The 14,390-nt window shown below is 67.2% G+C and carries 17 protein-coding genes; 8 read left to right on the top strand and 9 right to left on the bottom strand.

Annotated elements, in window-relative coordinates; all coding sequences use genetic code 11:
• Positions 1-92: 92 nt before the first annotated feature.
• Genes FR943_RS14600 through FR943_RS14585 form a run of 4 tightly spaced genes read left to right on the top strand, consistent with a single transcriptional unit; the run spans position 93 to position 4,241 of the window.
• Positions 93-1,283, top strand: coding sequence for an ABC transporter ATP-binding protein (locus tag FR943_RS14600; protein WP_308170562.1), 1,191 nt, complete (start codon positions 93-95; stop codon positions 1,281-1,283).
• 48 nt (positions 1,284-1,331) lie between these two features.
• Positions 1,332-2,519 (top strand): polyamine ABC transporter substrate-binding protein, encoded by a 1,188-nt coding sequence (locus FR943_RS14595; protein WP_217158380.1) that lies wholly within the window; start codon positions 1,332-1,334, stop codon positions 2,517-2,519.
• Positions 2,520-2,523: 4 nt separating this feature from the next.
• Entirely contained in the window at positions 2,524-3,399 is an 876-nt protein-coding gene (locus tag FR943_RS14590) for an ABC transporter permease (RefSeq protein WP_217158379.1), read from the top strand.
• An 11-nt stretch (positions 3,400-3,410) separates the two neighbouring features.
• Positions 3,411-4,241 (top strand): ABC transporter permease, encoded by an 831-nt coding sequence (locus tag FR943_RS14585; protein WP_217158480.1) that lies wholly within the window; start codon positions 3,411-3,413, stop codon positions 4,239-4,241.
• A 2-nt stretch (positions 4,242-4,243) separates the two neighbouring features.
• On the opposite strand, the gene FR943_RS14580 is transcribed toward FR943_RS14585, so the two are convergent.
• Genes FR943_RS14580 through FR943_RS14555 form a run of 6 tightly spaced genes read right to left on the bottom strand, consistent with a single transcriptional unit; the run spans position 4,244 to position 8,833 of the window.
• Complete coding sequence (locus FR943_RS14580; RefSeq protein ID WP_217158377.1) at positions 4,244-4,600, bottom strand: nitroreductase/quinone reductase family protein; 357 nt, start codon at positions 4,598-4,600, stop codon at positions 4,244-4,246.
• Between the two features lie 19 nt (positions 4,601-4,619).
• A complete protein-coding gene (locus FR943_RS14575) occupies positions 4,620-5,453 on the bottom strand; it encodes an EamA family transporter (RefSeq protein WP_217158479.1) in 834 nt (277 codons plus the stop codon).
• Between the two features lie 35 nt (positions 5,454-5,488).
• Positions 5,489-6,106, bottom strand: a complete 618-nt coding sequence (locus FR943_RS14570) for a TetR/AcrR family transcriptional regulator (RefSeq protein ID WP_217158375.1) — start codon at positions 6,104-6,106, stop codon at positions 5,489-5,491.
• A gap of 38 nt (positions 6,107-6,144) precedes the next feature.
• On the bottom strand, positions 6,145-7,215 hold the full coding sequence (locus FR943_RS14565) for a M20/M25/M40 family metallo-hydrolase (protein WP_217158373.1): 1,071 nt from the start codon (positions 7,213-7,215) through the stop codon (positions 6,145-6,147).
• 57 nt (positions 7,216-7,272) lie between these two features.
• A complete protein-coding gene (locus FR943_RS14560; protein ID WP_217158371.1) occupies positions 7,273-8,091 on the bottom strand; it encodes an acyl-CoA thioesterase domain-containing protein in 819 nt (272 codons plus the stop codon).
• A gap of 43 nt (positions 8,092-8,134) precedes the next feature.
• The gene (locus tag FR943_RS14555) at positions 8,135-8,833 is read right to left on the bottom strand and encodes an MBL fold metallo-hydrolase (RefSeq protein WP_217158370.1); all 699 of its coding nucleotides are present in this window, start codon (positions 8,831-8,833) and stop codon (positions 8,135-8,137) included.
• Positions 8,834-8,978: 145 nt separating this feature from the next.
• On the opposite strand from FR943_RS14555, the gene FR943_RS14550 reads away from it, so the two are divergent.
• Both FR943_RS14550 and FR943_RS14545 read left to right on the top strand, forming a co-directional pair.
• Entirely contained in the window at positions 8,979-9,758 is a 780-nt protein-coding gene (locus FR943_RS14550; protein WP_217158369.1) for a DoxX family protein, read from the top strand.
• A gap of 10 nt (positions 9,759-9,768) precedes the next feature.
• Positions 9,769-10,329: an RDD family protein gene (locus tag FR943_RS14545; protein WP_217158368.1), complete on the top strand. Its 561-nt coding sequence runs from the start codon at positions 9,769-9,771 to the stop codon at positions 10,327-10,329.
• Positions 10,330-10,341: 12 nt separating this feature from the next.
• Here FR943_RS14545 and FR943_RS14540 read toward each other — a convergent pair whose 3' ends face one another.
• Positions 10,342-11,796, bottom strand: a complete 1,455-nt coding sequence (locus FR943_RS14540; protein WP_217158367.1) for a GntP family permease — start codon at positions 11,794-11,796, stop codon at positions 10,342-10,344.
• Entirely contained in the window at positions 11,793-12,320 is a 528-nt protein-coding gene (locus FR943_RS14535) for a gluconokinase (protein ID WP_217158366.1), read from the bottom strand. The genes FR943_RS14540 and FR943_RS14535 overlap by 4 nt, the downstream gene beginning before the upstream one ends.
• Positions 12,321-12,443: 123 nt before the next feature.
• On the opposite strand from FR943_RS14535, the gene FR943_RS14530 reads away from it, so the two are divergent.
• A complete protein-coding gene (locus FR943_RS14530; RefSeq protein WP_217158365.1) occupies positions 12,444-13,160 on the top strand; it encodes a FadR/GntR family transcriptional regulator in 717 nt (238 codons plus the stop codon).
• 9 nt (positions 13,161-13,169) lie between these two features.
• Positions 13,170-14,057 carry an SCO6745 family protein gene (locus tag FR943_RS14525; RefSeq protein ID WP_217158363.1) on the top strand — a complete coding sequence of 296 codons (888 nt, stop codon included), beginning with the start codon at positions 13,170-13,172 and terminating at the stop codon, positions 14,055-14,057.
• 5 nt (positions 14,058-14,062) lie between these two features.
• Here the strand turns inward: FR943_RS14525 and FR943_RS14520 are convergent, their stop codons facing one another.
• Positions 14,063-14,389, bottom strand: a complete 327-nt coding sequence (locus tag FR943_RS14520) for a YnfA family protein (RefSeq protein WP_217158362.1) — start codon at positions 14,387-14,389, stop codon at positions 14,063-14,065.
• Between the last annotated feature and the right edge of the window lies 1 nt (position 14,390).

The raw sequence follows: 14,390 nt of genomic DNA, 5'->3' as shown, positions 1-14,390 counted from the left end.
TGCGGAATCGCTTGCAGAGGTCGGCGCAATCGGCGAGGGTTTACCGACAGCGCCCACTGCACCGGAGGAGGAGACCGCTGACCGGACCGGACATCACCGCCGTCGAGACGCCGACAGGCCGGGCCGACGCCCCACGCGCCGGCAGGCCCGTCATCGAGATCGACCACGTCACGAAACGGTTCGGCGAGCAGGTGGCCGTCGACGACGCGGATTTCGCCATCGCCTCGGGCGAGTTCTTCTCGATGCTCGGCCCGTCGGGATGCGGAAAGACCACCACGTTGCGCATGATCGCCGGATTCGAGAGCCCGAGCGCCGGGGCGATCCGGCTCGAGGGCGTCGACGTCTCCCGCGTCCCGCCGCACAAACGCAACGTCAACACGGTGTTCCAGCACTATGCGCTGTTTCCCCACATGACAGTGTGGGACAACGTCGCCTACGGTCCGCGCAGCAGGAAAAAGTCCGCCAGGAAGACCAGCGCCGAGATCAAGCACGGCGTGGACGAGCTGCTCGAGATCGTCCGGCTCACCGACTTCGCCGAGCGCAAGCCCGGACAACTCTCCGGTGGTCAACAGCAGCGGGTGGCGCTGGCCAGGGCGCTGGTCAACTACCCCAGTGCCTTGCTGCTCGACGAGCCGCTGGGTGCGCTGGATCTCAAACTGCGGCATGTGATGCAGTTTGAACTCAAACGCATCCAGCGCGAGCTCGGCATCACGTTCGTCTACGTCACCCACGATCAGGAAGAGGCGCTCACCATGAGCGACCGGATCGCGGTGATGAACAACGGCAACGTCGAGCAGATCGGAAGTCCGACCGAGATCTACGACCGTCCCGCAACAGTTTTCGTCGCCAGCTTCATCGGCCAGGCCAACCTCTGGCCCGGCCGGCAGACCGGTCGGGCCAACCGGGACTTCGTCGAGATCGAGGCGCTCGGGGCCACGCTGAAGGCCAAACCCGGCGACACCACGATCGAGCCCGGCGGCCAGGCCACCCTGATGGTCCGGCCCGAGCGGGTCCGCATCTCCATGGACGCTCCCGCCGGCAACGTGGCCACCGTGCCCGCCACCGTCGAAGATCTGACATTCCAGGGGCCGGTGCTCCGGCTTTCCCTTGCCGCAGCTGATGATTCGTCGATCATCGCCCACGTCGGACCCGAGCAGGACCTGCCATTGCTGCGCCCTGGTGACCAGGTACACGTCAGCTGGTCACCGGAGGCCTCACGAGTGCTTCCGGCCGCCGACATCCCCACGGCCGAAGATCTCGAAGACATGCTCGACGACACCTGATCCTCAACCCGCCTCCCCGTCGACCGAATACACCGAAAAAGGTGGCCCATGCCCGAAAACACCGATCCGTTCGCCCACCTCGCCACCAACCGCACGTCCCGCCGCCGATTCCTGGGTCGCAGCGCCGCCGCCGCCGCGGCGCTGGCGCTGGGTCCGGCCGTCTTGGCCGCGTGCGGTTCCGATGAGAAGTCCAGCGCCCCATCCACGTCGGCCGAACCCGACGACGGTTCACCGGCCAGCGGATTGCTGCGGGTGTCGAACTGGCCGCTCTACATGGCGCCCGGCTTCATCGACGCCTTCCAGAAGACCTCCGGCCTGCAGGTGGACTACAAGGAGGACTTCAACGACAACGAGCAGTGGTTCGCCAAGTTCAAAGAACCGTTGTCGCGCAAGCAGGACATCGGTGCCGATCTGGTGGTACCCACCGAGTTCATGGCGGCCCGGATTCTGGACCTGCACTGGCTCAACGAGATCCGGGATGCACGGGTACCCAACAAGAAGAATCTGCGGCCCGACCTGCTGAACTCCACGATCGACCCGGGACGCAAGTACATTGCGCCGTTCATGTCCGGCATGGTGGGCCTGGCCTACAACAAGGCCGCCACCGGGCGGCCGATCACCAAGACCGAAGATCTGTGGGACCCCGCCTTCAAGGGCCGGGTCAGCCTGCTGTCGGATCTGCAGGACGGGCTGGGCATGGTGATGCTCTCGCAGGGGAATTCGCCGGAGAATCCGACGACCGAGGCGGTCGAGAAGGCCGTCGCCACGATCCGGGAGAACAAGGACAAAGGACAGATCCGCAAGTTCACCGGCAACGACTACGCCGAAGAGCTGGCGTCGGGCAATGTAGTGCTCGCCCAGGCCTATTCGGGTGATGCGGTCCAGCTCAAGGCCGACAACCCCGACATCGAGTTCATCGTCCCCGACGCCGGCGGAACCTGGTTCATCGACACCATGGTCATCCCCTACACCACGGGCAACCAGAAAGCCGCCGAAGCCTGGATCGACTACCTCTACGACCGGGCCAACTACGCGAAGCTGATCGCCACCACCCAGTTCGTGCCGGTGCTGTCGCACATGACCGACGAGTTGAGCAAGATCGACCCGACGATCGCCGGCAACCAGCTGATCAACCCGCCCGCGGCCATGCTGGACAACCTCAAGTCCTGGGCGGCCATGACCGACGAGCAGACCCAGGAGTTCAACGGGCTCTACGCCGCAGTGACCGGGGGTTGACGGCGTGGCAGGCGTAGCCACCAGTGGAAGGCGGCGCAGCAGGATCGCGCCGTACCTGATGATCCTCCCGGCCCTGGCCTACCTCGGGATCTTCTTCGTGGTGCCGTTCTTCTCGCTGGCGCGCACCTCACTGTCCACCTCCGGTGGGTCGATCTACCTGCCGACGCTGACCTTCGACTGGAACTTCGGCAACTACGTCGACGCGTTCAACCACTACCAGGACCAGATACTGCGGTCCTTCGGCTACGCCCTGGTGGCCACCGTGGTGTGTGTGGTGCTGGCGTTCCCACTGGCCTACGTCATCGCATTCAAGGCGGGCCGATACAAGAACCTCATCCTGGGGCTGGTGATCCTGCCGTTCTTCGTCACGTTCCTGATCCGGACGTTGGCCTGGAAGACAATCTTGGCCGACGACGGTGTCGTGGTCGCTGCGCTGGGCTCGATCGGGCTGCTGCCCAGTGAGGGCCGGCTGCTCTCGACGAGCTGGGCGGTAATCGGGGGCCTGGTCTACAACTGGATCATCTTCATGATCCTGCCGCTCTACGTGAGCCTGGAGAAGATCGATCCACGCCTGATCGAGGCCTCCAGGGACCTGTACTCCAGCAGCCGCCGCAGCTTCACCAAAGTCGTTCTGCCGCTGTCGATGCCGGGTGTGCTGGCGGGAAGCATGCTGGTGTTCATCCCGGCGGTCGGCGACTTCATCAACGCCGATTACCTGGGCAGCACGCAGACCACGATGATCGGCAACGTGATCCAGAAGCAGTTCCTGGTGGTCAAGGATTACCCGGCCGCGGCGGCGCTGAGCATGGTGCTGATGGCCATAATCCTGGCCGGGGTGTTGCTCTATACCCGCGCGCTGGGAACGGAGGACCTGGTGTGACCACGCAGGCCATGACCGAGACCCTGGACCGCCCCAGCGCGACGGCCGTCAGAGGATCCCCGCGATGGGGCGACCTGGTGCTGCGCCTGGTGGCCGCGCTGGTGTTGCTGTATCTGTTCCTGCCGATCTTCGTGATCGTGCTGTTCTCCTTCAACAAGCCGGCCGGCAAGTTCAACTACACCTGGCAGGGCTTCACCCTGGACAACTGGGCCGACCCGTTCAAGTACCCGGCGCTCACCGAGGCCCTGAAACTGAGCCTCAACGTGGCTGCGGTGTCGACCGCGATCGCCCTGGTGCTCGGCACACTGGTGGCCATCGCCCTGGTGCGCCAACGGTTCCGCGGCCACAAGGCCGTCGACACGTTCCTGGTGTTGCCGTTGACCGCGCCCGAGGTGGTCATGGGCGCCTCGCTGCTGACCCTGTTCCTCGACCTGCGCTGGGCCACCGGATACAGCACGATAGTCGTGGCGCACATCGCGTTCCAGGTCAGCTTCATCGCGATGACGGTGCGCGCCCGGGTGCGCGGTTTCGACTGGACGCTGGAAGACGCCTCGATGGATCTGGGTGCCGGACCGGCCCGGACGTTCTTCAAAGTGACTCTGCCGCTGATCGTTCCCGGCATCGTGGCCGCGGCGATGCTCTCGTTCGCGTTGTCCCTCGACGACTTCATCATCACGTACTTCGTCAGCGGGTCGACGGTGACCTACCCGCTGTACGTCAATGCGGCGGTCAAGGCCGCAGTACCGCCGCAGATCAACGTGCTGGCCACGGCGATCCTGGTGGTGAGCCTGCTGTTGCTGATGGCCGGAACGCTGTACCGGCGCAAGCGGATCGACGCCTGAAGTCAGGGGGCGTCGAGCGCCACCGTGACCGCGACCCTGCCCTGTTCGTCACGGCGGGCCACCGCGTGCCCGGTGCGGTCCGTGCCGTCGAGGTTGACCAGTGTGAGCGGGGCCCCCGCACCCAGAAAGTTGCGCCACCAGTTCTTGCTGTCCGGCGCCATCACGTGGATGGTCACCCGATCGCCGTCGCGCTGCACTGACACCGGGGTGTCGAACGTCTGCCCCGACCGGCGCCCGGTGTAGCGGATGACCACCACGCCGTGGCCGATCCAGCGGCCCAGCACCGGAATCCGGGTGAGGCCCACCGCAGCGGTGTTGAACCACCGCACCAGCGGCGAATTGAAGATTCCACGTCCCATTGGCGCCAGCGTAGCCCGCTCAGCCAACCTCGGCCGGGATCGGCGTATCGCGTGCGCCGGTACGTGCTGCGCCGACCCCGGCGGCCACCACCAGACAGATGCCGATCACCGCAGTCGAATCCGGCACCTGGTGCAGCATGGCCAGACCGACGAGCATCGCGATCGCCGGCTCCAACGCCATCAACGTGCCGAAGGCGGCGGTGGTCAGATGGCGCAGCGCCGACATCTCCAGGGCAAACGGGATCACCGGCAGCAGGATCGCCAGCCCCACCCCGATCACCAACAACTGCGGCGTCAGCTGTCCGAACACCGACGGCCCGGCGATCGCGGTACACACGATCGCCGCCACCGGCATGGACACCGCCAATCCCTTGATCCCGGCCACTTCGTCGCCGACCCGTTGCGTCAGCAGGATGTACCCGGCCCAGCACAACGCGGCGCCCAGCGCGTAGACCACGCCCAGAAAATCGACGTCACCCGTCCACGGTTCGGTCAGCAGCAACACGCCGGCCGCGGCCAGTCCGGGCCACAGCACCCGACTGCTGCCCTTTCCGTGTGCCACCGCGACACCGAGCGGACCGAGGAATTCCAGTGCGCTGGCCGTGCCGAGCGGGATCCGGGACAGCGCAGCCATGAACAGCATGGTCACCCCGGCGGTCACCACACCGAGTGCAACGCAGGTCCAGAAGGCCGATGCGGTGAATGCCGAGGGCCGCGGCCGCACGATCAGCAGCATCAGGACCGCGGCCCAGATCAGCCGCAGCCAGGCCGCGCCCTCGGCGCCGATGTCGTCGATCAGCCCGACGGCCACGGCCAGCCCGGTCTGGACGCACAACATCGAGGCGACGGCCATCAGCGCGCCGGATCGCGCGGGATGCCGTGGCCTGGTCACGACCGGTTGCTCTTGGGGACAACGATATTGGCGAGCACCATGCGCAGGAACGGGCGGTAGACGGCCTGATCGTCGAGCAGGCTGTTGAGGGTCACTCCGTCGTTGCCGGCCAGGATCACCCGAGCCAGGTCCAGCGCCGGTATGCGCAACTGCCCGCCGAGCCGAGCCGCGCCTTTGGCGATGTAGTCGGCGAGGGCGTGCACGGTCTCCTCCCGTTGAGCGGCCACCCGTTCCCGCGCCTCGGGGTTGCGGAGCAGGAAAAGCGTGTACTCGAATCCGAGCGCCGCGCGGTCGGGACCCTCGACGGCGACCAGATCCCGCCACCGGTCACCGAGCTCGTCGGCGTCGAGATCGTCGAGTCGGTGGAAGTTGGCGATGACATCGGCGAAGCCGTCGAGAAACTGTTGCCGCTGCCGTTCGACGACCGCCAGGAACAGTTCGGCCTTGCTGCCGAAATGCGAGTAGATCGCACCCCGGGTGTACCCACCGACCTCGGCGATGTCCTCCAGCGCCGCACCCTCGAATCCCTTGCGCGCGAACACTTCTTCGGCAGCATCCAGCAAGACGTTGCGGGTGTGCTCCAGGCGGCGTTGCTTGGTCCAGCGTTCGGCCATGTCCCCATCCTGTCAGACGTTAGCCAGAGGCGGGCCGATCAGATCTGGACCACAAAATCGACCAGGACGTCGGTCACGGCGGTGATCGCGGACCGGGCGATCACCTCATAGCCGTGCGTGCTCAGCGTCGGCAGACACAGCAATCCGGCCTGCGGAGACAGCCCGGCCGCCTTGGCATGGGAGGCGTCCGATTCGAAGGCGCCCAGAACTGCGGCCTGCGGTGCGTACCCCAGGTTCCGTGCCACGTCGCACAGCCGATCCGCCACGCCCTTGTCGTAGACGCACTGTGCGTCGCTGTAGGCCACGATCGGCCCGCCGGTCACCGTGGTCCCGTACTCGGCCTCGGTCGGCCCGACTTCCACGGCCAACGTCAGATCGCCGGGCAGTGTCCGGCAGGCATACGCCGCCCCCACCCCGCCTACCTCTTCGTTCGTGGTGAAGACCAGGTGCAGGTCACCGGCTGGGCGCCGGCCGGTCGCGGTGAGTCGCCGCGCGAGCAGCAGCAGGGTCAGTACCGCGGCTCGGTCGTCCATGAAGTAGCAGCCGAGATAGTCACCGATCTCGATGAGGTCACGCTTGCTGCGGTCGATACACACCCGGGTGCCCGGTCCGATCCCCGATTTCGCCAACTGCTCCGGGTCCAAACCGGTGAAGACATGCACATCGGGCCAGTCCAGCGCCTTGTCGCCCTGATCGGGCTTCGTCCGCCACACGTGCGGGGTTTCCTGGGTGGTGTGCTCCGAGCCTAAAGCCAGTACCCCACAAATGGTTTCGTCGTCACCCAGGATGGCCACCAGGCCCAGGCCGAAGTTGGCCGGGTACATCGTGCCCAGTGGGGTGAGACGCAGCCTACCGTCCGGTTCTATTCGCTTGACGAGCATCGAGAGCTCGTCGAGATGAGCCAGGATCCGGGTGGCCGGGGCTTCGGGGTCCGCCCCACCGATCCGGGCGACCAGGTTGCCCGCGGCATCCGTCCACGTCCGCTCGGCATGAGGCCCCACTTCCCGACCGCACACATCGCGAACCGCATCCTCCTGACCGCACGGGCCGTACGCCCACAACAGCTCCTGCAGGAGGTCACGCGTGAACCCGTCATCCACTTCGGCCATGCCTGCCGGATTGCCGGGTACGCCGGCCGTGAAACCTGTGTTCCGGTGGCCGCGGCGCTACCTGGGCGCGGTGCGTTCCGGAAACGGATCGTCGGTGAAATCGATCTGCGCCGCCGGATTGCCGATGGCGGTGACCATTCCGGTGCCGAACGCCCCGGCACCGTCGAACAGGGTGGAGGCGCCGACGGCAATGCCATCGTTGGCCCAGTGCGCGTCGGCCTGAACGCCGATCCAATCGTCACCGGGCAGCCGGGACAACGCCACGGTGAGGTCGCCGTTGATGTAGCCCACCCCGGCGGTGCCCAGGTTGGTCACCAGGCTCGTGCCCTCGGCCGCCATCGCCGCCCGCACGAACGGCGAGTTGGGGTGTCCGTCGATGACGGTGATGGTGCGGTTCATGAACCGCTTACGGGAGTCGTTCTGATGGTCGGCGATGGCGCGACTCCAGCCGCCTGCATCGCTGCCGATGTACGTCGTCCGGTCGTCGTCGAGCGCGCCCGGGTGGTCGAAAGTGACCGGAGCCACCCACTCTTCACCCCGCGGGGCCGCCCCCAACCGGTACTGCACCAGGGTTGCGCGGGCCACCGTCACGCCGTCCTGCACCAGTTCGCACTCGGAGTTGCGCACCCGCCGACCGGCACGGATCAGCGCCACCTTTGTCGTGGTCGGCACGCCGCGCGCGGCTCTGAACAGGTCGACGGTCAACCGGGCCGGCAGGAACTCGGGCAGCCCGAAGGCCGACTCCAGCGCCTGGGCGGCCAACCCGACCAGGGCCGGACCGTTCAGGTGGTCCTCACCCCAGTGGCTCTGCGCAAAGCGGGTCGGGGCGAACCTGTCCTGCTCGGATTGCACGAAATGGGCGACAACCTCGGTCATCGGCGAATCGTCGCATATGGGCTAACTAAATCCGTCGGCGGGCTCACGAACCTCTGTGAGCGGCCAGTCGGCGCTGCTGCCGCCGGACGAACTCGGCGCCCACCACGGCGCCGTGCCCGGGGACGAACACCCCGTCGTCGCCGCCGGCGGCCAGCACCTCCTGCAGGGTGGCCGGCCAGGCCGCGAGGTCGGAATCGGCGTCGATCACCGGGTCGCCGGACTCCTCGACGAGATCACCGCAGAACACCACCGCGGGATCGCCGGGCACGACGACGATCAGGTCGTGACTGGTGTGGCCACGGCCGGGGTGGCGAACGCTCACGGTCCGGCCACCGAGATCGATGTCGCCGTAGCAGATCTGCCGGTCCGGCACCGCGATCGCGGCGAGCGCCCGGTCGACGTCGCCGGGGTCGGCCCCGTGGCGAATGGCATCGGCACGCAGCTCATCTCGGCCCGCAGACAACGACGTGACAACCTCGGGGGCGCACCATATCTCGGCTCCCCTGAACCACGATGCACCGAGAATATGGTCGAAATGATTGTGCGTCAGCACAATATGCCCGACGCGGTGCGGCGTCAGCGCCGACACATCGGCGGCGATGCCGCGGGCCTCGGCCAGTGTGGTGCCCGAATCCACCAGCAAGCAGCGCTCGGTACCGGCGACGAGGCCGACCGTCACGTCCAGGAACGGCAGCCGGGTGCGCCAGACACCCCGGCCCAGCTGCTTCCAGTCATAGTTCATCGGGGTTCATCGCCCGGTGCCGATGGGGGGCCGGTGCCGCATGTCTGTGAAGCTACTCCGTGCGGCATCGGTGAATCTCGCGAGGTTTGCCCTGGCGGGCTGTGGGAACTCCTAGCTCATGTTGATCAGACGAATCGCTCGTCCCATGTTGTCTGCCACCTTCATCGCCCGCGGCGTGGAGACCCTGCGCGACCCCGCCGGCGCCACCGAATCGACCCGCAACACGCTGGGTGCGCTGAGTGCACTGCCCGGTCCGATGAGCGCCGGAGTGCCCTCCGATGCCCGCACGGTCGCACGGGTGAACGCCGCGGTTCAGGTTGCCGGTGGACTCTTGCTGGCACTCGGCCGGGCGCCACGGCTGACCGCAGCCGCCCTGGCCGTCACCATGGTGCCGGGAAGCCTGGGTGCGCAATCGTTCCTGCGGGAGTCCGATCCGCAGCGGGCGGCGGCCCAACGCCGCGATTTCATCACCGACATCAGCCTGCTCGGCGGCCTGATCATCGCGGCAGCCGACACCGCCGGCAAGCCGTCGCTGGCCTGGCGCGGGCGCCGCGCCGCACGCCAGGTCTCGGCCAGCGTCGCCGCCGCCGTACCCGGTGTCAGCGCGGGCCACCACCTCACCGACCATTCGTTGACCGAGGCCATTTCCGACAGTGCGGTCGCCGAGAAGGTCGGCCACGGCCTGGCGGTCGGTGCGGAACGTGGTCGCGAGCTGGCCGACGTGGCACGGGAACGTGCCGGCGAGTTGGCCCACGCCGCCCGCGAGCGCGCACCCGAGGTGGCCGAAGCGGCCCGCGAACGGGCCACCGAACTCGCCGAGGCGGCCCGAGAGCGCGCACCCGAACTCGCCGAGGCGGCTCGCGAACGGTCCGTGGCCCTGGCTGATCTGGCTCGAACCCAACTCGATCAGCGGCGTGGTCGGTAGCGTTGTCGGTATGACAACGGGCGACTTTCCACCTGAGCAGTACGGACAACCTGGCGGCTATCCGCCTCCGCCCCCGCCTTATGGGCAGGCGCCCGGCGGCTATCCCCCGCCGTATCAGCAAGCCCCCGGCGGTTACCCGCCTCCGTACGGCGGGGCGGCCGGTGGTCTGGCGCGGCGATTTTTCGCGCGCGTGATCGACGGAATCCTTGTCGCCATCGTGGCGTTCTTCCTGTCGTTCATCACCGACTCGCTGTCGAGTTACTGGGTGACCGGCCTTTTCACCGGATTGCTGATGTTCGTCTACTTCGTCGGCTTCGAAGTGGCCGCGGGCGCGACACCGGGCAAGAAGCTGCTGGGGCTTGCGGTACGTGGGCCGGGGAATGCCCCGAAACCCAGCCTGGGCCAGTCCGCGATTCGCAACGCCTTCACCGTGCTGCCGATCATCCCGTGGGTCGGTGGATTCCTCGCTGTGATCGCGATGATCGTCATCGCGGTGACCATCAGCGGCAGTGCCACCAAACAGGGCAAGCACGACGAACTCGCCGGCGGCACCCAGGTGGTCCGGGGCTGATCTGCCGGTGGATCAGACGACGAGACCGAGCAGGAGTACGAAGACCAGGCCCGCCACCGACAGTGCCGTCTCCATGAGCGACCAGGTTTTGATGGTCTGACCGACGGTCATCCCGAAATACTCCTTCACCAGCCAGAATCCGGCGTCGTTGACATGCGAGAAGAACAGCGAACCGGCGCCCACCGCAAGCACCACCAGCGACACCTCGCCGGTGCTCATCCCTTCGACCAGGGCCAGCATCAGCGAGGACGCGGTGATGGTGGCCACCGTCGCCGATCCCGTCGCCAGCCGGATCAGGACCGCCAGCACCCAGGCCAGCAACACCACCGACAGGTTGGCGCTCTTGGCCCATTCGGCCAGCAGCGTCCCGATCCCGGTATCCACCAACACCTGTTTGAATCCGCCGCCGGCGGCGACGATCATGATGATGCCGGCGACCGGCGGCAGTGACGATTCAACACATTTCACGATCTGATCGCGCGACATCTTGGCGCCGCCACCGAGGGTGAACATGCCGACCACCACCGCGATCAGCAGTGCCATCAGGGGGCGGCCGAGCAGGTCGAAGGCCTGACGCAACGGATGCGAGGTGTCGTCGATGAAAATGTCGACGAGCGCCTTGCCCATCATCAGGGCCACTGGCAGCAGGACACTGGCCATGGTGATGCCGAAGCTCGGTCGCGCCTTTGTCCCGGTGGCGGTGGCGGTGGCCGGGCCGGAGCCACCGATGCCGGGGCCAGAATCCTGTTGCGCAGCAGCCGGATCGGTGCTGTCGAACCGATCCGGTACGTCGAGAACCACCCAGCGCCCGGCCAGCTTGCCGAACAGCGGACCGGCCACCACGATCGTCGGGATCGCCACCAGCACCCCCAGCGCCAGCGTGACGCCGAGATCGGCGTTGAGCAGCGAGATGGCGGCGACGGGCCCGGGATGCGGCGGCACGAACCCGTGCATGGCCGACAGGCCCGCCAGGGCCGGGATACCGACCGTCACCAGGGACAGCTGCGACCGGCGGGCCACGAGGTAGATCACCGGCATCAACAGCACCAGGCCGATCTCGAAGAACATCGGCAGGCCGATGATCGCGCCCACCAACGCCATTGCCCACGGCAACATCCGGGGTGAGGCATGCCCGACAATCGTGTCCACGATCTCGTCGGCGCCCCCGGTGTCGGCCAGCAGTTTGGCGAACATCGCCCCGAGCGCGATCAAGATGCCGACACTGGCTGCGGTGGAGCCGAATCCGCTGGAGAACGAGTCGAGCACTGTGCCGATGTTCTCGCCGGCCACCAGGCCGACGGTCAGCGCGCCGAAGATCAGGGCCAGGAACGGGTGCAGCTTCAGGAGAGTGATGAGGACGACGATCAAGGCGATGCCGGCCAGGGCGGCCAGGATCAACTGCGTGCCACCGGCGACCGGCTCAACCAGCTCTGTGCCGGCCGCGAGCTGGGTGAGCGATGAGCTCATCGGTTCTCCTGTTCGGTTGTCGCCGTGCCGGTTCGGGTGGTAGCTGTGCTGACGTAGTCATCGACGATGGCGTCGACGCTCTGATCGACGTCGATGGTGACACCGCCCTCGTCCGCTCCGAGCGGCTCCAGGGTGGCGAATTGCGAATCGAGTAGCGCGGCCGGCATGAAGTGGCCGGGTCGGCTGGCCTGACGTTTGCGGATGACCTCGGGCGAGCCGCTCAGATGCAGAAACACCACGCCGGCGCAGTGACTGCGCAACTGGTCGCGGTACTTGCGCTTGAGCGCAGAACAACTCATCACACCGCCTGCGCTGTGCTCGGCCAGCCACTCTCCGATCGCTTCCAGCCAGGGATGGCGGTCCTGGTCGTCCAGGGGGTGGCCGGCCGACATCTTGGCAATGTTGGCAGCCGGGTGAAAGTCGTCGGCATCGGCGAACGGCACCCGCAGCCGTTGTGCCAGTGCTGCGCCGACGGTCGACTTACCTGATCCGGATACGCCCATGACCACGACTGGTGAACCCATACAACCGCCTCGCACGATGTGTTTGTCGTCACACATCATGACGTAAACATCATACGTTTGCAACGGTTTGGTTATTACGTCAGTTCTTTACTCGTTTATTGGGTCATATGACACGATGTAACCGTGTCTTCCCCTGCAAAGGTCGGCGCACTGCACGCCAACCTGCTGACCGCGCTCGGCACCGGGATCGTCTCCGGTGAGCTGGCCGCGCAGCAGGTGCTGACCTTGGAACGGCTCAGCACCGAACACGAGGTGTCCCGCAGCGTCGCGCGCGAGGTGATCCGCGTGCTCGAGTCGATGGGCATGGTGGAATCCCGCCGCCGCGTCGGTATCACCGTCCAGCCGTCGCACAAATGGAATGTCTTTGACCCCAGGCTGATTCGCTGGCGCCTCCAGGCCGGGGACCGCGCTGCCCAGCTGGCGTCGCTGTCCGAACTTCGACGCGGTTTCGAGCCGGCGGCCGCGGCGCTGGCCGCGCGCCGGGCGAACCCGGACCAATGCCGGGTGATGGCCGCCGCGGTGTCCGACATGGTGATGCACGGCCGCTCCGGCGACCTCGAGGCCTATCTACGGGCCGACACACTTTTTCACCAGACACTTCTGGACGCCAGCGGCAACGAGATGTTTCGTGCGCTCAACGACGTGGTGGCCGAGGTGCTGGCCGGGCGGACCGAACACGGCCTGATGCCCGACTCCCCCAACCCCGCGGCCATCGAACTGCACGACGAGGTGGCCCGGGCCGTTCGGCTGCGTGACGAGGACGCCGCCGAACGGGCCATGCGCGCCATCATCGACGAAGCCGCCACCGCGGTCACCGAGCGCGACGCCAGTGGTGCTTAACTGAGCGGCATGGGTCGCTCCGCTGCATTGGCACGTCGCTTCTTCGACCGGCTGGAGCCGGTCCACGCCGTCACCTACTTCGCACCCGAGGCACGCGCGGCACTTGACTCCCTGGGCTACCCCGGTTTCTGGATGGGCTACTTCGCCTCCCGGTCAGCCCCACTGGGCATCGTCGCACCCGAGGTGGTCGCCGCCGCGTTCTACAACTTCACCACTGAGCGCGTCGCCAAGGCGCTGCCCGCCGCCTGGGAGATGGCAGACCCGGCAACGCTGTTGGCGGTGCGCTCGGAATCGGCCGTTGACGCCCTGCGCCGCTGCGGGGTGACCGACTCCGAATCCACCCGGCTCGCCGGTGAATTGGCGGCCAAAGCCGCGCGCAGCGCCCCACTGGATGGCCGGCCGCTCTACGCCGCCAACCGCGCCCTGCCCTGGCCAGAGGAACCCCTCGCCACGTTGTGGCACGCCGTGACGCTACTGCGCGAGCAACGCGGCGACGGCCACATCGCCGTCCTGGTCTCGGAGGGGATCAGCGGCCGGGAATGCAATGTCCTGCACGCCGCGGCCGGCCGGGTGCCGCGCGAGATGATCATGCGCAGCCGCGACTACGACGACGAGCAGTGGGGCGGGTACGTCGAGCAGCTGCGTGCCCGCGGCTGGCTGGACGGGCACGACGCGCTCACGGCCGTCGGTCGTGACGTCAAGCAGCGGATCGAGGACCGCACCGATGAACTGGCCCTCGGTGCGTTGGCGGCGTTGACCGACGACGAGATCACCACCCTGTTCCGGGTGCTGACCCCGATCACCCGGCAGGTGGTGGCCGCCGGTGATGTCCCGGCCGCCACACCGATGGGCCTGAACCGCGACGATCTCGACGACGACAACGCCCATCTGCACTGAGCGGCTCAGCGCGGCGCGTACATGATCAGCCCGACGCCGGCCAGTGCCACCAACGCGCCCGTCACATCCCAGCGGTCCGGCCGGAAGCCGTCGGCCACCATGCCCCACAACAACGAACCGGCGATGAACACCCCGCCGTACGCCGCCAGCACCCGCCCGAAGTGGGCGTCGGGCTGGAACGCCGCGACGAAGCCGTACGCGCCGAGCGCGATCACCCCGGCACCCACCCAGACCCAGCCACGATGCTCACGCACACCCTGCCAGACCAGCCAGGCGCCGCCGATCTCCAGAACCGCGGCAAGCACGAACAAGGCGATCGATTTCGCCACCATG

Source organism: [Mycobacterium] fortunisiensis (assembly GCF_019050325.1).
GTDB lineage: Bacteria > Actinomycetota > Actinomycetes > Mycobacteriales > Mycobacteriaceae > Mycobacterium > Mycobacterium fortunisiensis.
Note: the sequence above shows the minus strand (reverse complement) of the source record. Positions and strands in the feature narration are given on the sequence as shown.